17 protein-coding genes are annotated in these 19,208 nt (G+C 48.5%); 4 read left to right on the forward strand and 13 right to left on the reverse strand.

Annotated features, from left to right (window positions below; translation table 11 throughout):
• The first annotated feature begins 320 nt into the window (after positions 1–320).
• Positions 321–608, forward strand: coding sequence for an integration host factor subunit beta (gene ihfB, locus ACW9H9_RS24225; RefSeq protein WP_457345745.1), 288 nt, complete (start codon positions 321–323; stop codon positions 606–608).
• A gap of 21 nt (positions 609–629) precedes the next feature.
• On the forward strand, positions 630–851 hold the full coding sequence (locus tag ACW9H9_RS24230) for a LapA family protein (protein ID WP_457345746.1): 222 nt from the start codon (positions 630–632) through the stop codon (positions 849–851).
• Positions 852–939: 88 nt separating this feature from the next.
• Here the strand turns inward: ACW9H9_RS24230 and ACW9H9_RS24235 are convergent, their stop codons facing one another.
• From ACW9H9_RS24235 to wecB, 10 genes are all read right to left on the reverse strand, one after another.
• Entirely contained in the window at positions 940–1,956 is a 1,017-nt protein-coding gene (locus tag ACW9H9_RS24235; protein WP_457345747.1) for an MraY family glycosyltransferase, read from the reverse strand.
• On the reverse strand, positions 1,953–2,912 hold the full coding sequence (locus ACW9H9_RS24240) for a UDP-glucose 4-epimerase family protein (protein ID WP_457345748.1): 960 nt from the start codon (positions 2,910–2,912) through the stop codon (positions 1,953–1,955). The genes ACW9H9_RS24235 and ACW9H9_RS24240 overlap by 4 nt, the downstream gene beginning before the upstream one ends.
• Positions 2,912–4,093 (reverse strand): glycosyltransferase family 4 protein, encoded by a 1,182-nt coding sequence (locus ACW9H9_RS24245; protein ID WP_457345749.1) that lies wholly within the window; start codon positions 4,091–4,093, stop codon positions 2,912–2,914. The genes ACW9H9_RS24240 and ACW9H9_RS24245 overlap by 1 nt, the downstream gene beginning before the upstream one ends.
• Positions 4,094–4,100: 7 nt before the next feature.
• Entirely contained in the window at positions 4,101–5,747 is a 1,647-nt protein-coding gene (locus ACW9H9_RS24250) for a heparinase II/III family protein (RefSeq protein WP_457345750.1), read from the reverse strand.
• Positions 5,744–7,621 (reverse strand): asparagine synthase (glutamine-hydrolyzing), encoded by a 1,878-nt coding sequence (gene asnB / locus ACW9H9_RS24255; protein ID WP_457345751.1) that lies wholly within the window; start codon positions 7,619–7,621, stop codon positions 5,744–5,746. The genes ACW9H9_RS24250 and asnB overlap by 4 nt, the downstream gene beginning before the upstream one ends.
• Complete coding sequence (locus ACW9H9_RS24260; protein ID WP_457345752.1) at positions 7,621–9,240, reverse strand: O-antigen ligase family protein; 1,620 nt, start codon at positions 9,238–9,240, stop codon at positions 7,621–7,623. The genes asnB and ACW9H9_RS24260 overlap by 1 nt, the downstream gene beginning before the upstream one ends.
• A gap of 21 nt (positions 9,241–9,261) precedes the next feature.
• Complete coding sequence (locus tag ACW9H9_RS24265) at positions 9,262–9,723, reverse strand: serine O-acetyltransferase (RefSeq protein WP_457345753.1); 462 nt, start codon at positions 9,721–9,723, stop codon at positions 9,262–9,264.
• A gap of 4 nt (positions 9,724–9,727) precedes the next feature.
• Positions 9,728–10,972, reverse strand: coding sequence for a hypothetical protein (locus ACW9H9_RS24270; RefSeq protein WP_457345754.1), 1,245 nt, complete (start codon positions 10,970–10,972; stop codon positions 9,728–9,730).
• A 131-nt stretch (positions 10,973–11,103) separates the two neighbouring features.
• Positions 11,104–12,369, reverse strand: a complete 1,266-nt coding sequence (wecC, locus tag ACW9H9_RS24275; RefSeq protein WP_457345755.1) for a UDP-N-acetyl-D-mannosamine dehydrogenase — start codon at positions 12,367–12,369, stop codon at positions 11,104–11,106.
• 3 nt (positions 12,370–12,372) lie between these two features.
• Positions 12,373–13,506, reverse strand: a complete 1,134-nt coding sequence (wecB, locus tag ACW9H9_RS24280) for a non-hydrolyzing UDP-N-acetylglucosamine 2-epimerase (RefSeq protein ID WP_457345757.1) — start codon at positions 13,504–13,506, stop codon at positions 12,373–12,375.
• A gap of 836 nt (positions 13,507–14,342) precedes the next feature.
• Here wecB and ACW9H9_RS24285 point away from each other — a divergent pair.
• Positions 14,343–16,337, forward strand: a complete 1,995-nt coding sequence (locus ACW9H9_RS24285) for a polysaccharide biosynthesis protein (protein WP_457345758.1) — start codon at positions 14,343–14,345, stop codon at positions 16,335–16,337.
• 111 nt (positions 16,338–16,448) lie between these two features.
• Complete coding sequence (locus ACW9H9_RS24290) at positions 16,449–16,781, forward strand: ComEA family DNA-binding protein (protein WP_457345759.1); 333 nt, start codon at positions 16,449–16,451, stop codon at positions 16,779–16,781.
• A 27-nt stretch (positions 16,782–16,808) separates the two neighbouring features.
• Here the strand turns inward: ACW9H9_RS24290 and ACW9H9_RS24295 are convergent, their stop codons facing one another.
• The 3 genes from ACW9H9_RS24295 to eat form a co-directional block, all read right to left on the reverse strand.
• Positions 16,809–17,387 (reverse strand): TetR/AcrR family transcriptional regulator, encoded by a 579-nt coding sequence (locus tag ACW9H9_RS24295; protein WP_457345761.1) that lies wholly within the window; start codon positions 17,385–17,387, stop codon positions 16,809–16,811.
• Between the two features lie 136 nt (positions 17,388–17,523).
• Entirely contained in the window at positions 17,524–17,691 is a 168-nt protein-coding gene (locus ACW9H9_RS24300) for a DUF2897 family protein (protein ID WP_457345762.1), read from the reverse strand.
• Positions 17,692–17,802: 111 nt separating this feature from the next.
• Positions 17,803–19,167 carry an ethanolamine permease gene (gene eat, locus ACW9H9_RS24305; RefSeq protein ID WP_457345763.1) on the reverse strand — a complete coding sequence of 455 codons (1,365 nt, stop codon included), beginning with the start codon at positions 19,165–19,167 and terminating at the stop codon, positions 17,803–17,805.
• Between the last annotated feature and the right edge of the window lie 41 nt (positions 19,168–19,208).

Here is a 19,208-nt window from a genome sequence, read left to right on the forward strand (position 1 = left end):
GTACGTACGGTGGTGTGAGAGGACGGCGGATGTGAATCCGCCTCCTACTCTATGCTTGGGATTTGAGTTTGGTAGGCGCTGGTTTGGGACTGTGATGGTGCGAGCGACCCCTACGGATTTGTGTTGAGTCAGGGCGTGTTCGTTTATCTACGTCGCCTGTAGGGCCGTGAGAGGCTTATGGTTGAGGTTCAAAAGCTTACTTTGCGAGTTTCACTTCGATTGGTCGAAGATAAGTCAATACTCGGGCTGTTCAAACTCATCAGTCCATGCTAAAACCTTTGAAGCGATTTTCCTAGCTGCTTGAAAAAGAAGGGAAAAATATGACGAAGTCGGAGTTGATCGAACGAATTGTCACTCATCAAGGGCTGCTCTCATCGAAGGATGTAGAGTTGGCTATCAAGACGATGCTTGAGCAAATGTCTCAATGCCTTGCTACCGGGGATCGCATCGAAATTCGTGGATTTGGCAGCTTCTCACTGCACTATCGGGCACCACGTGTTGGGCGTAATCCTAAGACTGGGCAATCTGTCAGCCTTGATGGAAAATTTGTGCCTCACTTCAAGCCAGGAAAAGAACTTCGGGACCGGGTCAATGAGGACGAGGTTTAGCGTCCATTTAGAGAGAAGGTTATGAGTAGCTTGAAGCGCCTGCTTGTTTTATCTGTGTTTCTTTTACTCGTATTAGTTGTATTGGTGTTTTTTCTAGAGAACCAAACGCCGGTTTCTCTATGGTTTTTTGGATGGGCGGCTCCGCAGATGCCCGTTTCCGTTTTTATTGTAGTTGCGCTGCTGATCGGGACGATTATTAGCCCGTTGCTCTGCTGGTTTGTTAGTCGCATGACCAAGGCATGACCTGGTTGAGTAGGGTTATTCAAGCGCTATCTTTGCGGCCTTCCCAAAAAGGGAGGCGATAGCTCTCGCGCTCCCGTGCCTTGAATTATCAACTTTCCTTTTTTCCTGCGTTGAATTTTACTGCCAGCGCTACCAATGGTAGATAAGCTAGAAGTAATCCCAGCAGACCATCCAAGTGACCACTTCCCGTCCACAGTGCGATCGGTAATAGCCAGAAAAGATTAATTAGAGCAACTGTCAAAGTGACCGGTGCATGTTTCTCTGTGCGACGAGAAGCATATTGATAGGCATGACTTCGATGGGCTTCGTATACTTTTTCTTTCCTTAGTAAACGATGAAGCAAGGTATATGTCGCATCGGTTATGAATACGCCGAGTAAAATTAGCCAGCTCCAAAATAATTGTGGCGCGATCCCAGCGGCTTGTAGTGACAGTATTCCTAAAGTTATCCCCAAAAAACCGCTGCCAGCGTCCCCCATGAAAATGCGCGCTTGGGGAAAGTTCCAATACAAAAAACCCATTACGGCACACGCTAATATTAAGGGGAGCAGTGCTGCTGGATCGTTCTTCCCTGTCACCCAGTACAACAGCGCGCCGCCCAAGCACACACAAATAGCTTCGACACTGGCAATCCCATCGATCCCATCCATGAAGTTATAAAGATTAAGCAGCCAAACCAGGTAAAAGACACCTAGCACATGCCCGATCAATCCCAGGTTGAGTGAAAACCCGAAAAAAATGAGTGGGGGTAGCCCTCCTATACAAAAAAGTGCCCAGATGGCAGCGATAAAGTGCCCGAGGAGGCGCCAACGAGCGCTGATATGGCCATGATCGTCCAGAAAGCCAAGAAGAGCTATGCCGGTGCCTGCGCCCAACAACGCCCCCGCCAAAAGCCAGGAGACTAGACCCGTCTGAGTGGCCAACATCATTGCCAGTAAAAAACTGACGACTATCGAGACGCCGCCACCTCTTGGGGTTGGGACGGCATGCGAACTGCGTGCATTGGGTATGTCAATCAGGCTTCGGGTAAGGGCGTACTGACGCAAAGCGCCAGTCAGAATGAGTGCTGCAACTGCTGTACATGGTAAGAGCCACCAGATATTCATTTGGTCTGTTGTTCCAGGAAGTATTTAGCCGTTTCACGTAATGCTGCGTCGATGCTGACCGGCGGCTCCCAGTCTAATAACTGGCGAGTTTTGCTGATGTCAACTTGCAGTGAGCCACATAAGCGTTGCGCGAGCGCCTGTTTACCCAAGGCTGTTGCACCTGCTTTGAGTAGCCTGCTTGGAACAGGTAGCAAACGTGCTGGCCTCCCGAGTGCAATTCCCATTCGGTGCAATAGCAAAGTCGTAGAAAGGTCTTCACCATCGCTCACCAGGAAGGTCTGATTCGCGGCGGCGGGGTGCTCACCGCACGTCACAATTAGGTCAACAAGATTGTCCAGCGCTACGAGGCTGCGTTGATTGTGAATTGCACCAAATGGTAAGGGAATCCTTTTATGGAGCCAGACCATCATATTTCGTACATTGGCTTGCACGCCGGGACCATATACTAGAACTGGACGAATAATAGTCACCTCCATGCCTGTTTCAGCGCCTAGTGCTCGCAGCCCCTGTTCGGCTTCCATTTTAGATACACCGTAGGGGTCTGTCGGCGCCGCATCGTCGTCGGCGGTATAAGGTCTGCGTGAGGTTGTACTTTCGCCATTTACCTTTATCGAGCTTATGAAGATGAAGCGCTTCACGCCAGCATTAGCAGCTTGCCTGGCTAAATTGAGGGTACCTTGAACATTTACCTTACGATATTCCAAGAGGGGATCTGAGGACTGATCGCTCATGATGTGCACGCGAGCGGCTAGGTGGATAACTAAGTCCTGCCCATTTAGTAGGGCTCGCCAATTTTGCTCGGCGGATAACCCCTGAACCTGGCTTTGCATTACGCGTGGATCCAGATCAATATTTAACTGACGTACGGGTGCTGTAATTTTGTGATCTCGTCTGAGCAAAGGCGCTATCAGCGCGCGCCCAACGAAACCGCTTGCTCCCGTCAAGAGTATATGCATTATTGAGGTGCCTCTATTAAGGATAATATGTCGTCAGCCATTTCGCGCGCGATATTGCCTCGGGTAAAGCGTTTGACAAATCCAGGGCGTGGGCGTGTCTGAATATCCAGCGTTTCCAAAGACGTAATTGCGGCGGTAGGGTCGCAGGGCGGAAAAACGGCGGCGTTTTCGATGTGCTCACTTACAAAGCTCGCAGCATATCCCGAAATTCCCGCCCAGATCGGCTTGCCTAGAGCCGCATACTCAAACAGCTTTGAAGGTAAAACTTTACGAAACGCATCGTAGTCATTAAGGTGCAAAAATAATATGTCCGCAGATTGGTATATTTGAATCAGCTCGCTGCGGCTGACAGGGCTCAATAGCTCAATATTTTTACAGCCCTCCAATGTAATGGCGTCATTGAGCTGCTCAAGTCGTCCTCCGTCGCCAATTATTCGAAACCTTAGTTTGCCTTCGAGTCGTTTTGCTACTTGTGGAATAATGTTATGTAGTCCTTGGCCTTCTCCAATATTTCCAGCGTATATTACGTCTAGAATTTGGTTGAAATGGTTATCGAATTTTGCTGGGTCGATACCTAGAAAATCGTCGTCAATACCATTTGTGAATAAAGAATATTGCTGCTCCGGATAGCGGACTTTAAAGTAGGGTAAAAAACCAGCAGATACCAAGTTGACTTTTTTGGCGGAGTTGATTGTAAATTTTTCCAAAATTAAAAATAGCGGCGCAATTACCCAAACCATTTTGCGAGGAAGCACATCTTTGATCGTATCCACGAAAATATCGCGAATATCTAGATAAAGTGGAGATTGTTGCTGGCGGGCAATAAGCGCTCCTAAGGCTGCCGTCATGAGGCGCGAGGAGGTTGCAAAAATCAAGCCATATTGCTTGCTTTTGACAATTGTTCGAGTTTTTTTTGCATATACCAAAAACGCTTTGGCTTGGTCAATCATGCCGCTTTTATGAGCGGGTAACGCGATTCGGTTAATTGTAAGCCGTGAAAGACTTTCTAACTCTTGAGCTTCGCTGCTGAATGAATTATAGCGGTTTGGTAATGTGGTGATGAGTTCTATATGAGCATTTTCGGGTAACCGCTTGAGAAGCGATTTTACCAGTGCGGTGACGCGAAATGAGCCAGCTGATAAATCGGGTTGATAGTAAAAACTTAAAATTAAAATTTTCAAATAAACCTCACCAAAGTATACAGGTGGTCAGCACGTTTGACGATAACTCAGCAATAATGCACTGGTTGGGAATTGATTTTCCAAATTCCGGGTGCCAAGTGGAATTCAAAATATCGATCTTTTTTGCCCCTTTTATGCGTACGGTTATCAATTGATGTTGAGGTAAAGTAATTTTCAATTGGTCACCCTCCTGAATAACTACAGCCTCAGGATGAACGAAAAAACGAGCGGTTGCCCGGCTATAGGGGCCGGTGATCAAGTCGGTAATTTGCAGCTCGTTATTTAGCGCGATCCACTCACGGGCGTGTAAATTTTTTCCGTTCAAACGATTATAACCATCGTGATTGGCGCGAATTTTCACCCTACCTTCTGTAGATTCAAAGGCTTCTACTATAACGTGCGCGCGGCGGGCCACCCTAAAGCCGCCCCACACCTCGGAAGAGCTTTCACCGTCCACTTCAACCGTATTGTGGGCTGCGGTGCTGCGTTGACGATGCCGCTCAGAACTCTCTCCATACTGCGAGGTCCCTGAATTGACGAAGACACGCTGCCCGAAAAGACTGAGTTCAAAACTAAGAGTATCGGCATGCGTGTGCCCCGGTTGGTAGGCGGGTTTAACTTCGGCAAGATTCAGAAGCGCCTTGCACTCTCGACCCAAGTTAATCGTGGCATATCCGCTTTCGCTGTGTTGCTTTGCACAAATATTAACGTAGTCGTGTTTATCGTCACCACGCAGACAACCGAGGGTGCGTGCATATATCTCGATGTCTTTTAGCGTTGGTGCGATACCGAATGCGGCGTCATTAAAAAAAGGTATACCACCATCTGGATGTTGTAGATCGCGCAGCCACCCGATTGCTTTTTCAACAATACGCTTCCAGTTAGGGAGGTGCGCTTTCAATGCTGGAAGTTCAGCGTAGCTGGCTAAATTGACCAGATCGCACATGTCCCATAATAGAGAAGCGTGGTACATAGGTGACAGTTCAAAGTGTGCCCCGTCGGAAAGAAATTGTTCCTTTACCTCTTGATCCAATATTTTTAGCCCAAGTGCTAGCCAGCGTTCAGCGTGCTCACCCTCCAAAAAAGCGCCAGCGAACACTAGAGCTTTGCCGTTCACGAACAAGTGGTTGGCAAGAATGTGATATTCCAACTGTTGGGACAGTGCATGGGCTTGTAGGGCCAAACTGTTTAACCAGTCATCTTCTAATGCAGGTTGTTGTTGAAACCATTTGATGAAGTTAACAATTCGCAGCGAAAGGGTGTACGGTTCCCATCCGCATCCTTCAAAGGGCGGATTGTGTCGAATCCAGTCGTTAATCAAGTCGATATCAAACGAAACAGGCATGTTATGAGCTGAAACTAGATGCTCAAAATAATGCAAGTTATATTGCCAAAGTTTTGGGTTGATAGTGTTGCTCCATTCAACAGGTGCTCTAATTTCCATAAACTCAAATTGGTGATTTTCTGTAAAATGTGAAAAATTCCATTTGGGAAATTTTGTAAAGTTATAGGCCGATCGCCTATTAAAATCAGACGCTGCAAAAGATTTTATCTTAAAGTAACGATAGTAGAGTCGATAGATGATTTGCTTGAAACGCAAATATTTTATCGTATGAAAAAATTTTAAAAATTGTACTGTTAAAGGGGCGTTCATGAATGTACTTGACTTGTAAGGTTTGGGTTGTTTAGATTTTTAAAGTTAAACCTTAGCCAGCGTTCAAAATAAAGTGTTTGCCATATTTTATAGGTGTTATTAGCGGTGCCTGTGAAATGATTCCTTACTAGTTTTTCGACTTCTTCACGCCTAAGGTATTGATAAATTTCTTCAAACTCCTCAAGTAATCGTTCTGCGCCTATACGTTGAATAATTCCATCGAGAGGCGGGTTGAACCCGGTTTTAGGTCGCTCCACGAAAACGGCAGGAAGCAGATTTTTTAGCAGGTTGGTGAGTGGAGCCTTAGGCGTATTGTTCTTCAGTAAATTTTCAGTTGAGGTAGCCAAGCCGCTAGCAACAATGCGTTCGTCTAATAAGGGAACGCGCAACTCAATACCGGCCAACATGCTGGCTTTATCTGAAACGCTCAGGTTATGGCTTAGAAAACCTGTAAGGTCAAAATGTTGTGCGCATTTGACTTTATCTGAGATATTGCCCTGATAATCGAGAAGAATAGAATCCAAGCGTAGTTTGTAATTTTGCTCCAAACTTGGATAGTCAGGAAAAAAACTTTTCAGTTCCCGCTTGGAAAAATAGCCTAGCAAACGGGAATAGGCAAGAGGCCAGCATTTTTCTTGCGCATAGGATACTAAGCGTTCAAATTTTTTATCGAATTTTCTAGGAAACAATTTAAACTTTAATAATGCGCCCAGTACTGGATAAAGTGCGCGAATCAACGTGTGGTGTTTCAAGACTTTGTAGCGAGGATATCCAGCGAAAGCTTCATCGCCTCCCATTCCGCTGAGCATGACTTTATATCCACTTTTTCTGGCTTCCATGGAAAGCCTATAAGTGGCCCAAAATGTGTAATCGGATACGAGCTCTTCCGTGTTTTTTGCTACGAAGTCAATCGACTCAAACACCTGGTCATTTGTTTCAAGAATTTCTGTTACCACAAGCTTTTTTTTCAGATGGTCGGCAATTTCCGCGGAAAATTTTATGTCAATGACAGCATCGTCTGTTGCTTCATATTTGGCGAAGAAAAGATCCGTTTCACCCGTGAAGCTCGCTAGAATACTCGAGTCTGCCCCTCCGCTAAAAAATACACCAACAGGAACATCGGCGTTTAGCTGCCGAGCAACGGCGTGACGTACGGTGTCGGCAAGACTTTGTTCGGTGTCGAAGTCCTTAATATTTTGAAAACGCTGATGTTTGATAATACCGGTTTGCAAGTCAAATTCGAGGTACATACCGGGCATCAGTTTTTTGATTGCGCTATAGCCAGTGTTTGGCTCGTAAAGAAAACCGTTGTTAAAAAATTCGAAAATATCGTTATGATCAATGTGAGCCTTTACATCTGAATAACTTTTCAAGCCGCGAATTTCTGAACACGCATAAACACCGTTTGCATCAGAGTAAATGTAAACGGGTTTGATTCCGATAACGTCTCTTACTATAAAATATTTTTTCTGAAATTCGTTGAGTATGACAAAAGTAAACATGCCCTCCAGGCGTTTGAAAGCCTGCTCTTTGTACTCTACATAAAGTTTAAGAATAACTTCTGTATCTGACGTCCCTTTGAAAATATAACCTTTCTCAATTAATTCATTGCGTAATTCTTGGTGGTTAAAAATTTCGCCGTTAAAAACGATACTGGTACCGTCTCCCGCAAACATTGGCTGGCTGCCGGTCGGCGAAAGATCTAGGATGCTGAGTCGATTATGTCCAAGACCTACTTGGTAATTGGCAACGTTGGTGAAATAGGTGCCAGAGGCGTCTGGCCCACGGTGTCGGGTGACGGCCAAACTGGATCTCAACTGAGGTTGAAGATTTTTTACGTTTTGACTAATTGCATAAAAAGTTAAGCCGCACATTATACGGAGCGCTCCATATTTTTTTTGTCAGCAATAAAAAACTTAGCTGAGGTCCTTTTTGTTTGGCCCGTATGAGTAACGTCTGTTATTCGGGGATTTTGTGCTTGCTCCCATCGAAAAGTGAAAATAACGCCCCATGCAGCGGCAAGCAGAAGGTTAAACGAAATCAAGCGAAATACGGCAAAAAATAAGCCGTAAACAGCAAGTGTAATTACAGCTGTACGAATAACATTTATATAAAGCGGATCTGCTGGAAGTGATTTTAATTTCCTAAAAGCGGGCCCCAAACAAATTAGGGTGTAAATCAGTAAGCCCGGGATACCGCCTACCATGAGCATATAAAGAGGCCAATTATGAACATACGCAACTCTCTCCGTAAATGAGGCGCCGGTAGACGTTTCCCATTGCATCTCGTGTTTGATACCTATTCCGTTTCCTCTGAAGGGATGACTCATAAACATTTCCCATGCGATTTTGTACTCTTGAACTCGGGAGTACACATTGAAATCCTTAGGCTTCGGCCCAGCCACGTTGTGCGTCAACGGTAAGGCCGGGTAGGGGAGGTCTGAGCTCGGGGACGCAGGTTGCATCGTGTTTCTCGACAATGCCGCTTCTGATAAAGAGTTTAAACGTCCTAGCCATATATGGTCTATCCCGGTGGAAAAAATGAATGTCAGACCGAATATGGCCTGAACGAGGAGATTCGCTGATAACTTTCTTCTTTGCTTCTTATTGTTAAAGCATAGGTAAAGTGAAAAGAGGAAAATCACCAAAATTGCGCTGATCAACATACTTCTTGTAAACGTGATCAAGATGGCAGCCAAACAGAGAAGCGAAAGTACGGCCGCTGCGACGGTAATCCTACGGTGGCGTACCAATGTGCTGATTACAAAGCCCGCTACCATGCCCGTTGGTAATAGCGCGTCGGTGGCTTGTGCCAGCATCATCGTTATTCGGCTGTACAGCGGCCCCGTGGCGTTCATGTTGCTAATTGCATCTTTTAAAGAAAGAGTGACGTGTTGCCCGTTTACTTCAATCGTCCAATATGGTTGCCACATTGCATGATAAAAATAATAGAAGACAATATAGCCAGCGGTCAGTGAAACGAGTGTTCCGATTGATGCCCCCAGCCACTGGATGCTATTTTCGTTTCTACCGACTAGCAGGGATATCGGAATCATCGTATAAATAAATAGAAATGGAATGACACCTCTGAACCAATCCTGCAGCGGTACCTGATTGTTAATTGCGACGATTAGGTTAATGCTCAGTAGTATCGTTCCTATCAAAACGGGCATGCCAAAAATTTTCAGTGCGGATTTTAAATGTTCAACTGTACGCAGTTTGTGCAGCGAGGCGATAAATATTGTTGCCAAGAGAGCGGCAAATGCTATTTCCTGTAAACCTGGTGTAGGCGGTGCCGGACGTATGGAGAATGCTATGGGAAATAAAGCCAGTAAACCTAGCCAAGGTGAAAACACCGCTGTTAGCAGAACTAACAAAATTCCTGCTACTCCGATATAAAAAATTATTCCGGGGCTTTGTATAAGAAAAATCGAGATGCACGCGGCTATTATTATCACCGAACCGTTTTTGATACTGTCATTTTTAATAATCATTGTCTCACTCCAATCACACGATCAGGGACGTATCGCTTTATAGTCTGGCGGTGTTTTCCCAATAATTCGAGCTGGAATGCCAACGACAATGGAGTTGTCTGGCACATCGTTTAACACCACTGCTGCGGCACCGATTTGGCAATTGTTGCCGATTTTTATATCTCCAATTATCTTTGCGCTCGCCCCGATATAACAATTATTTCCAATAACTGGACACCGGTTTATTTCACGAGTGACGTAGCCTTCAGCAGCACCAATGGTAATCCCTTGGCCCAGTACACAACCACTGCCCACTTTGGCGTTCGCATGAAGCACTACCCCGATTGCGCCGTAAGCAAAAATGGTTTGTTTACCTATGTCTGCGGATACCGGGATGTACGAATTGAATAAAAGGAAAATAATATTTTTCACGAGACCAGGTATGACAGGGATTTGGTGCCGATGAAACCAATTTCCTAAACGATAAAGCTTAACTGCATTCATGTTCTTAAAACCTCAAAGTGTGAATACTTTTTGCGCGTAGCCCCAATCCGGCTACCGCTATAATTAAAAGTGAAACCATATAAAATACGTCCCATGCCCAGCCCATAGATTTAATGAGTATGGACAGTGGTGACATTATGGCCACCCAGAAAATAATTGATAAGTGAATGCCAGGGCGACAAAAAATGTGCAAAAACATTAAATAGGCAGAAAAGCCAAGTGCGTAAAATACTTCGGCATCTCGTAAGTCTAGTACAAACATAATTATCCCTAATACCGCAAACGGTGCAATGACCAAATTGGTCATTATCACCTTTCGACTTGATCCTGAGGCGACAAGGTAGCGCTCTGTTACTACTGTCCAGTACAGAACCGGTAAGCAGGGTAGCATTACTAGGTAGGGAGAGTATTGCTCAAAAAACCATGCCATTGAATACCCGAACGCGCCGACCAGCGCAAAATAGAAAAGTGTTATCGACATGATCACTTTATATCGCTCTTGGCGTTTTTCGCCAGAAACGAACGATACAAAGATAGCTCTGACATTTACCGGAAATAGACTAGTTGCGGATTGTATAATTGACACGGTCACTCGGAAAAGCCCAAGCTCCTGCGCGGGAAGCGTTTTGGAAAGAAAGTAGGGGAAGATGCTAGTAAATAGGTTGAAAGTCAGGGTTATAGAAATCATTTTTGGTAGTGATACAATAACATGCCGAAAAGTCAGTAGCAGATTTTTTCCGACAGGCAGTTTTGCGCCCTGCGTAATCAAAACAATAATTGCAAATAAGCACGGTATAACGTTTGTCAATATTAATGTGTCAACGATGGTGAGGCGAAAAATATTTTTATAACTGATAAATAGACTGCTGAAGAAAACGCATAAAAATAAAATGAGGTAGCCCACAATCCACTGGTGTAGACGCAAACTAAATAGTGATAGCAAACAAGCCGAGCTCAGCAGCATCGCGGCCAGTAATAAAGGATTACCAATGTTGTCAATCAACGTGAAAATGCTAAACAGTGAAAATACTAATACGCCCATAAAAATCGATGTGACGAATATGTATTTGGCTTCGATGTTGGCAATCAGTTGCTCATTGATGATGTCTAAAAGTTTCTGGAAAAGAAATACCAATATATTAGCCTTGATGAATATGCCATAGGCTTCCAATCCATACAGGCCTGGAATAACAAAATTAACAACCAAGCCGCTTATAAGTGTCAGTATCTGGATCAGCAGATTGATCATGCCGTGATCTTTTAGCCTCATTGTAGTAAATTTGGTTGTGTCCTTATAAACGATTGTGCCCGTTTATAAATTTATTCCCCAGTATAGGTTAGGTCGTTGCTGACGAAGCTTGTATATTGTTTTGGAGCGATTTAGATCCAGATGCCGCGAGTATCTACTAACTGTGCTGATAATAATCGATCTTTCGTGATTTTTTTAAACTCGCTATGATCAACCAGCAATACAATTATGTCTGCCAAGGAAAGGGCTTGATCAATATGGCTTAATGTTACTTTGTTTTTTAACTTAATAGGAAGTTTCTTAATGTTAGGCTCTACTGCGAGTACAGTACCAGGATGGGTTTCAGCAATTTCTAACGTTATACCGAGCGATGGGCTTTCGCGTAAATCGTCGATGTCTGGTTTAAATGCTAAGCCCAAGCAGGCAACGGTGACGTTATTAGCGGTTTTAGATGGGTTTTTTTGCAAGTGTTTACCGATTTCAGCCCTAACCTGATCTAGTACCCATTTTGGTTTTAGGTCATTGACTTCCCGAGCGGTACGAATAAGCCGTGCTTCGTCAGGGGTCTTGCTCACAATAAACCATGGGTCGACTGCGATGCAGTGACCACCTACGCCCGGGCCCGGTTGCAAGATATTGACGCGAGGATGGTGATTTGCCAGGCGAATCAGTTCCCACACATTGATATTAAGTTTTTTGCAAATCATTGAAAGTTCGTTAGCAAATGCAATGTTCACGTCACGGAAGCTGTTTTCGGTAAGTTTGCACATTTCCGCCGTTCGGGCATCCGTAATGATGCATTCCCCTTCGACGAACGTCCTGTATAAGCGCATGGCTGCATCCGAGCATTTGGCGGTCAGTCCGCCGATAATTCGATCGTTTTCAATCAGCTCGCGTAGCACGTGCCCAGGCAACACGCGTTCTGGGCAATGTGCGATACGAATGTCAGAGTTTTCACCATGGGTTTGAGGGAAGCTTAAATCTGTGCGTGCCTCTGCCAGCCACGCTGACATTTGCTCAGTTGCGCCGACCGGTGAGGTTGACTCGAGAATGACCAAGTCGCCCTTTTTTAGCACGGGCGCAAGCGCTTTACTCGCAGACTTGATGTACGAAAGGTCGGGTTCATGGCGATCTTTGAATGGTGTGGGCACGGCAATCAGAAAAGCGTCGGCTGGCTCTGCGACAGTGGCTGCCCGCAGGTACCCTTCGGTGACCGCGGCCCGAACTACAATGTCCAAATCAGGCTCAATAATGTGGACTTCACCACGATTGATCATCTCCACTGCTTTTGAATTGACATCAATGCCAATTACTTTTTTCTTACGCGCGGCAAACACTGCGGCGGTAGGGAGTCCAATGTAGCCGAGGCCAATTACAGAGATGGTTTCAAAGCTCATGGGTTAGCCTCTTTTTATATGTGAAAGCGTTTCGATGATCCGTGCGCAAGCTTTGCCATCGCCATAAGGATTATGAGCGAAGCTCATTTTTTCGTATGCATTAGCGTCTGTTAGCAGGGACGTCAGCGTATTGGTAATGGTTTCAATACAGGTTCCTACCAATTTTACAGTGCCCGCCTGGACAGCTTCCGGACGCTCCGTTGTGTTTCGCATGACCAGCACAGGTTTACCCAACGATGGTGCTTCCTCCTGTATGCCGCCGGAGTCGCTGAGGATCAAATACGCACGCTCCATCAAGTACACAAATGGCAAGTAGTCAAGTGGCTCAATCAGATGGACGTTTTTGATACCCGCCAGTAAACGATTGACTGGCTCGCGTACGTTGGGATTCAGATGGACAGGGTATACGATTTCAACATTTGGAAAATCTCTCGCGGTATTGATCAAGGCCTGGCAGATTTTTTCAACGCCGCCGCCGAAGCTTTCACGGCGATGCCCAGTGACTAAGATGATCCGCTTTCCTAGATCCATAAATGAAAATTGCTGATAAAACTGTTTTTGCAGCGTTGCGTTATTTCTTATCCTGTCTACGACATTCAGTAGGGCATCGATCACTGTGTTGCCCGTGACGTGAATGGATTGAGGATCCACGCCTTCTTTTAGCAAATTTTGCCTTGACGTATCTGTAGGAGCGAAGTGCAGGGCAGCCAAGGCCCCTGTAAGCTTGCGATTGGCTTCTTCGGGCCAAGGTGAATACAGGTCGCCCGTACGCAAGCCTGCCTCGACATGGGCAACAGGAATTTGTTGGTAGTAAGCAGCCAGCGTAGTCGCAAAGGTAGTAGCGGTATCGCCGTGCACAAGAACAATATCGGGTTTGAATTCGGCGAGGATCGTCTTCATGCCTTGCAAAATGCTGCTGGTCACGTCCGTTAGATCTTGACCAGATTTCATGATATTCAGATCGAATTCCGGCACGATGCCGAAAACACTTAGTACCTGATCCAGCATCTCTCGGTGTTGGCCCGTCACGCATACCTTGGCTTCAAAGCGCTCGTCGATGGCTAGGCCCAGCGCCAGGGGCGCCATTTTGATTGCTTCGGGACGGGTACCAAATACGCACAAAGTCTTTAAGGTCATTGTTGCACCGCTACTAAAGGTTTTTACGGACTTAAACCAATCGCGTAAAAGGACGGATCGAAAAGTAATGGTTTTTCACTGCTTCAGCCACTCTCACACGGCCTGGTACAAGCTACTTAAAACCCTATTATTTTGTTGGTGTGGCGTTAGTGGCGATATGATGTCTTTTATCATCAAGAAATGCAGCTTCGTGATTTGAAAATTTACCATTTGGGAAAAGTCCTACGAAAACATCCGTTTATCTTTTTTGTCAGGGATGAAACGCTTTGATTTGTTGATTATTACACTACTGCACGGCGAACCTTTCCAAGCGGCTGGACCTGAGTCCTGAAAGGAGAAATTTTCATATTTACTGTTCATCTAAACGGACGACAACAAAAGGAGCATGTTATCGCCAGGTTGTGAATTTTAGATGATATTGAAAGTCGTTTGATTTTTTTGTTGATAATTTTTAAATTGTTTTGTAACAAGCATTGGATTTCGCGTTGACTAGATGCTGCACAGAACGCTCTGTAAATGCCGTACTCAGGGTGCTAGCTCAAGGCCAATCACTCCCCAACGGTGGCTTTTGGTGGTGGCCATTTGCTTTAATTCAGCACGTTCAAGGGGGGATTCAATCTAGGTATCATGAACAGGCTGGGCTGTGACCGCTGGCTGGCTTCGTCCGTGAGCTTACGGAACGGGTGGGTGGGGTTGGACTTCATTTTGACGTCGCGATTCCGCTCATTTGTCTACTACAGTTCACCGATAAATCCGACGAACGGGCTGGGTTTTGGTGTATCAGAGACCGTTGTTTATTTTGGCTTCAGACGCTTGGAGAGGTGTTGAGTAGAGTTATGGATAAGATCAGAGCCTTTTTGTTGAGCCTTCCGCGACGTTACAAGCGATTTATACAGGTCGTCACCGATATTGGTCTGGTGTGGCTGTCACTGTGGCTCGCGTTTGTGGTGCGCCTGGGAATCGAAGAAATGGACGGTCCGTTTCACCAGCACCTCTGGTTGTTCCTGAGTGCGCCTGTTGTTGCCATTCCCTTATTCATTCGTTTTGGTATGTACCGCGCGGTCATGCGTTACTTCGGAAACGATGCACTTATCACGATCATCAAGGCTGTCAGCCTTTCTTCGTTGGTCCTTGGCGTATTTGTGTATGTGTACAGTAATCACCAGACGGTTGTTCCGCGGTCCGTTATTTTTAACTACTGGTGGTTGAGCCTGATCATGATTGGTGGCTTGCGTTTAGCCATGCGCCAGTATTTTTTGGGTGATTGGTTCGCCGCATCGCAACATGTTCCTTTTGCTAATCGTGATGATGGGCTACCCAAGGTCGCCATTTACGGTGCGGGTGCGGCGGGAAATCAGCTAGTCGCGGCATTGCGTATGGGGAGGGTGATGCGTCCGGTCGCATTTATTGATGATGATGCCAGCATCGCGGGGCGAGTGATTTCTGGGTTGCAGGTCTTTAAGTCCAAGCATATCCAACATTTGATGGATGCCACTGGTGCTCAGGAAATTCTATTGGCCGTCCCATCCGCCAACCGAGCTCGACGCAGAGAGATTTTGAGTTACCTTGAGCGTTTTCCACTGCATGTGCGCAGCGTGCCAGGCTTCATGGACCTGGCCAGTGGTCGGGTCAAGGTCGATGATATTCAAGAAGTCGACATCGCCGATCTACTGGGTCGTGATGCCGTACCCGCTGAGGCGGAGTTGCTTGAGCGTTGCGTTATCGGTCAGTCCGTCATGGTCACGGGGGCTGGAGGGTCAATTGGTTCAGAGCTATGTCGCCAGATTCTGGCTTTAAAACCCAAGACGCTGCTGTTGTTTGATCACAGCGAATTCAACCTCTACAGCATCCTTTCCGAACTTGAACAACGCATCACCCGCGAAGCATTGTCCGTCAGGCTTTTGCCCATCCTGGGTTCGGTTCGCAACGAAAGACAGTTGCTGGACGTCATGAAAACCTGGCATGTCGACACGGTTTATCATGCGGCGGCCTATAAACATGTCCCCATGGTCGAGCACAACATTGCCGAAGGCGTGTTGAACAATGTCATCGGCACCTTGAATACTGCCCAAGCGGCCCTTCAGTCCGGTGTGGCCAACTTTGTACTGATCTCTACCGACAAGGCTGTACGCCCCACCAATGTGATGGGCAGTACCAAGCGGCTTGCAGAGTTGACCCTGCAAGCACTCAGCCGGGAGCTGGCGCCGGTGTTGTTTGGCGATAAGTCCAACATCTCGCGCGTCAACAAAACCCGTTTCACCATGGTGCGTTTCGGTAATGTCCTGGGCTCGTCCGGCTCGGTGATTCCGCTGTTTCACAAGCAGATCAAATCCGGTGGGCCGTTAACGGTTACCCACCCGAAAATCACGCGGTACTTCATGACGATTCCTGAGGCGGCCCAATTGGTGATTCAGGCGGGTTCCATGGGGCAGGGAGGGGATGTATTCGTATTGGATATGGGCGAGCCGGTCAGAATCGTCGAGTTGGCCGAAAAAATGATCCATCTTTCCGGTCTGAGCGTGCGTTCCGAAAAGAACCTGCACGGTGACATCGCCATCGAATTCACCGGCCTGCGCCCCGGCGAAAAGCTTTACGAGGAATTACTGATCGGCGACAACGTAGCGGCCACTCCACATCCGATGATCATGAGTGCGCATGAAGACCATTTGTCGTGGGATGTGCTCAAGGCCAAGCTGGCAGAGCTCCTTGCCGCGGTGGATCAGGACGATTACACCCGCGTGCGCCAGCTCCTGCGTGAAACCGTCAGCGGCTACACCCCGGACGGTGAAATCGTCGACTGGATCCACCAGCAACGCCGTCTGGAACCCTGAACTCACACCCTGTAACTCACCCACTTTTGACGCCCCTCAACCATCACCTAAGTTTGAAAAGCAGCTTCGGAAAAGCTGCTTTTCTCTTACCGATGTCATGGAGCGTCACCAATGCATAAAGCCCGTTTCTCCTCCCTTGTATTCGCGTTGCTCGCCAGCGTTTCACTGGTCACCACCGCGGCGCCTTCCGCCAAGCCTGAAACGCCAGCCCCGGTCGCTGCGCAGATCACCAAAGCCGAGCAGTCCACCAAGGTCAAACTCAACGCCGCCGATGCCGAAACCCTGCGTCGGGACATGTTTGGCATCGGCGCCGCCAAGGCCAAGGCAATCGTGACTTACCGCGAAACCAATGGGCCCTTCACGGCGATAGACGAGCTGCTGGAAGTCAAAGGCATCGGCAAGGCGCTGTTGGAAAAGAACCGCGACCGGCTGGAAGTGAATTAAGGCGCTGCCCTTAAGCCCGGAGGCCGGTCATTGACCGGCCTTTTTCTGGTCGCTGGCCTGGGTTTTCAAGTTGCCGCGCACCACGTCCAGGATCTTCGTTGCCAATGCGGCGCTTTCGACGCTGCGTGCCAGCACCAGCGCGCCGACCAGGGTCGACATCATCAGCAGGCTTTGCTCCGACACGTTGGCGCCTTGCAAGGCTGATTCAACCTGTTTGAGCCGCGCGTGCAGCACCGCGTCGGTGATCGGGCTGTTTTGCCCCCGCAGCCCCAACTCGGAGCACATGGTCGGCAGCGGGCAGCCTTCGCCGGGGGAGGTGTGGTGCCACTCTGATAAATAGCTGTCGATAAACGCATCTACCGGGCGCTCCTCGCGAAACAGCATCGCGCAATGGGCATCCAGCTCATCGGCCGAAGCTTGCAGTGCCTTTTCCACCAGGTCGTCTTTGGACTTGAAGTGGGCATAGAACCCGCCATGGGTCAGGTTCAAGGCTTTCATCAAGGGTTGCAGGCCCGTGGCGCCGATACCGTCACGGCGAAAGCGCACCGACGCTTCCTTGATGATGCGCTGGTGGGTGTTGGCTTTATGATCGTGCGAATAACGCATGGGATGGGCTCCGGGACAGGCCCCATCTTACCTGCCCTCGTGGGAAGGTTCGCTACTCGTTACAAAATAGTGCACCACCCCAAGGCCGTTACGCCGCTTATGGATACCGCCATGACGCATCGCACACCTGTAGGGCTCAACGGTCCTGCGCGTCTTTGGCATCTGCCAGCGCATTGCGCTCGGCCACGCGCTTGCGCTGTTCATCCGTCAATTCCACTTTGTTGGCGCTGTCACGCAGCATCAGCAACCCACCCACGATCGATCCGATCGCGACCACCAGAATCAACCAGGCATACCACGGCATAACGCTCTCCTTGAGGCAATTCACCGCCGGAACATTTGCGGCGGTGATGACGGCTTTGAGTAACAGGCTGTGTCAGTGGTTCCATTGTAGGCCCGTTCCGTCCGGGTAGCCTCAGAGTCCTGTCAGCATCGCGTCCTCAGGCGCGTCGGCGCGGTCTTGTGCCGTCAATTGAAAATAGATGCCTCCCACAATCATGAGCCCCAGAAATATCAGCCCGATCAACGCGTTAAACCAGGCCATCGCCACCAGGCACACCACCGCCAGTACCAGCGCGATGCCCGGCACGAGCGGATACCCCGGCGCTCGAAAGGTGCGCTCCAGCAGCGGCTCGGCTCTACGCAACTTGAACAAGCTGAGCATGCTCATGATGTACATGACGATGGCGCCAAACACCGCCATGGTGATCATTGCCGCAGTCAGCGTCATGCCATTCAGGTTGATCAACCCGTCGCTGTAGATCGCGGCAATACCCACCACGCCCCCGGCAATGATTGCCCGGTGAGGCGTCTGGAAGCGCGACAGTTTGGCGAGCGAGGAGGGCAGGTAACCGGCCCGGGCCAGGGCAAAGAATTGACGCGAATAGCCGAGGATAATCCCGTGAAAACTGGCCACCAGGCCAAACAGGCCAATCCACACCAGCATGTGCAGCCAGCCCGAATGGTCGCCTACTACGGCTTTCATCGCCTGTGGCAACGGGTCGTTGATGTTCGACAACGTGCGCCAATCGCCCACGCCGCCGGCAAAAAACATCACGCCCATGGCCAGCAAGACCAGGGTCACGATGCCACTGATGTAGGCCTTGGGGATCGTGCGCTTGGGGTCCTTGGCTTCTTCGGCCGCCATCGCGGCCCCTTCGATGGCCAGGAAAAACCAGATGGCAAACGGAATCGCCGCGAACATCCCGGCAATGGCCGGTGCACCCAAGGTGTCGGAGCCTGCCCAGCCGTTGAGCGCAAAGTTGCTGAAGCTGAAGGCCGGGGCGACCACGCCCATGAACACCAACAACTCGATGACGGCCAGCACGCAGACCACCAATTCAAAGGTGGCCGCCAGCTTGACCCCCAGAATGTTCAGGCCCATGAACACGATATAGGCCCCGACCGCCGCGTGTTTGGGGTCCAGCGCCGGAAACTGCACATTCAGATACGCGCCAATGGCCAGGGCAATCGCGGGTGGGGCGAAGACGAATTCGATCAAGGTCGCCAGGCCCGCGATCAGGCCGCCTTTTTCGCCAAACGCCCGGCGGCTGTAGGCAAACGGCCCGCCTGCGTGCGGAATGGCGGTGGTCAGTTCGGTGAAACTGAAGATAAAACAGGTGTACATCGCCGCGACCATCAGCGAAGTCAGCAGAAACCCCAGCGTGCCCGCCACGCCCCAGCCGTAGCTCCAGCCAAAATACTCCCCGGAAATCACCAGCCCCACGGCGATGCCCCATAAGTGCAACGTACCCAGCGTGGGTTTGAGTTGTGTGTTCATGCGGTGTCGCTCCCTGAACGGTTGGAAATGACTCAGGGTGT

The sequence above is a fragment of the Pseudomonas sp. SDO5215_S409 genome (assembly GCF_054071325.1).

Excerpts from the sequence above, each read along its gene's own strand:
- ihfB (WP_457345745.1), top strand. The coding sequence starts at position 321 with ATGACGAAGTCGGAGTTGATCGAACGAATTGTCACTCATCAAGGGCTG.
- ACW9H9_RS24230 (WP_457345746.1), top strand. The coding sequence starts at position 630 with ATGAGTAGCTTGAAGCGCCTGCTTGTTTTATCTGTGTTTCTTTTACTC.
- ACW9H9_RS24235 (WP_457345747.1), bottom strand. The coding sequence starts at position 1,956 with ATGAATATCTGGTGGCTCTTACCATGTACAGCAGTTGCAGCACTCATT.
- ACW9H9_RS24240 (WP_457345748.1), bottom strand. The coding sequence starts at position 2,912 with ATGCATATACTCTTGACGGGAGCAAGCGGTTTCGTTGGGCGCGCGCTG.
- ACW9H9_RS24250 (WP_457345750.1), bottom strand. The coding sequence starts at position 5,747 with ATGAACGCCCCTTTAACAGTACAATTTTTAAAATTTTTTCATACGATA.
- asnB (WP_457345751.1), bottom strand. The coding sequence starts at position 7,621 with ATGTGCGGCTTAACTTTTTATGCAATTAGTCAAAACGTAAAAAATCTT.
- ACW9H9_RS24260 (WP_457345752.1), bottom strand. The coding sequence starts at position 9,240 with ATGATTATTAAAAATGACAGTATCAAAAACGGTTCGGTGATAATAATA.
- ACW9H9_RS24265 (WP_457345753.1), bottom strand. The coding sequence starts at position 9,723 with ATGAATGCAGTTAAGCTTTATCGTTTAGGAAATTGGTTTCATCGGCAC.
- ACW9H9_RS24270 (WP_457345754.1), bottom strand. The coding sequence starts at position 10,972 with ATGATCAATCTGCTGATCCAGATACTGACACTTATAAGCGGCTTGGTT.
- wecC (WP_457345755.1), bottom strand. The coding sequence starts at position 12,369 with ATGAGCTTTGAAACCATCTCTGTAATTGGCCTCGGCTACATTGGACTC.
- wecB (WP_457345757.1), bottom strand. The coding sequence starts at position 13,506 with ATGACCTTAAAGACTTTGTGCGTATTTGGTACCCGTCCCGAAGCAATC.
- ACW9H9_RS24285 (WP_457345758.1), top strand. The coding sequence starts at position 14,343 with ATGGATAAGATCAGAGCCTTTTTGTTGAGCCTTCCGCGACGTTACAAG.
- ACW9H9_RS24290 (WP_457345759.1), top strand. The coding sequence starts at position 16,449 with ATGCATAAAGCCCGTTTCTCCTCCCTTGTATTCGCGTTGCTCGCCAGC.
- ACW9H9_RS24295 (WP_457345761.1), bottom strand. The coding sequence starts at position 17,387 with ATGCGTTATTCGCACGATCATAAAGCCAACACCCACCAGCGCATCATC.
- ACW9H9_RS24300 (WP_457345762.1), bottom strand. The coding sequence starts at position 17,691 with ATGCCGTGGTATGCCTGGTTGATTCTGGTGGTCGCGATCGGATCGATC.
- eat (WP_457345763.1), bottom strand. The coding sequence starts at position 19,167 with ATGAACACACAACTCAAACCCACGCTGGGTACGTTGCACTTATGGGGC.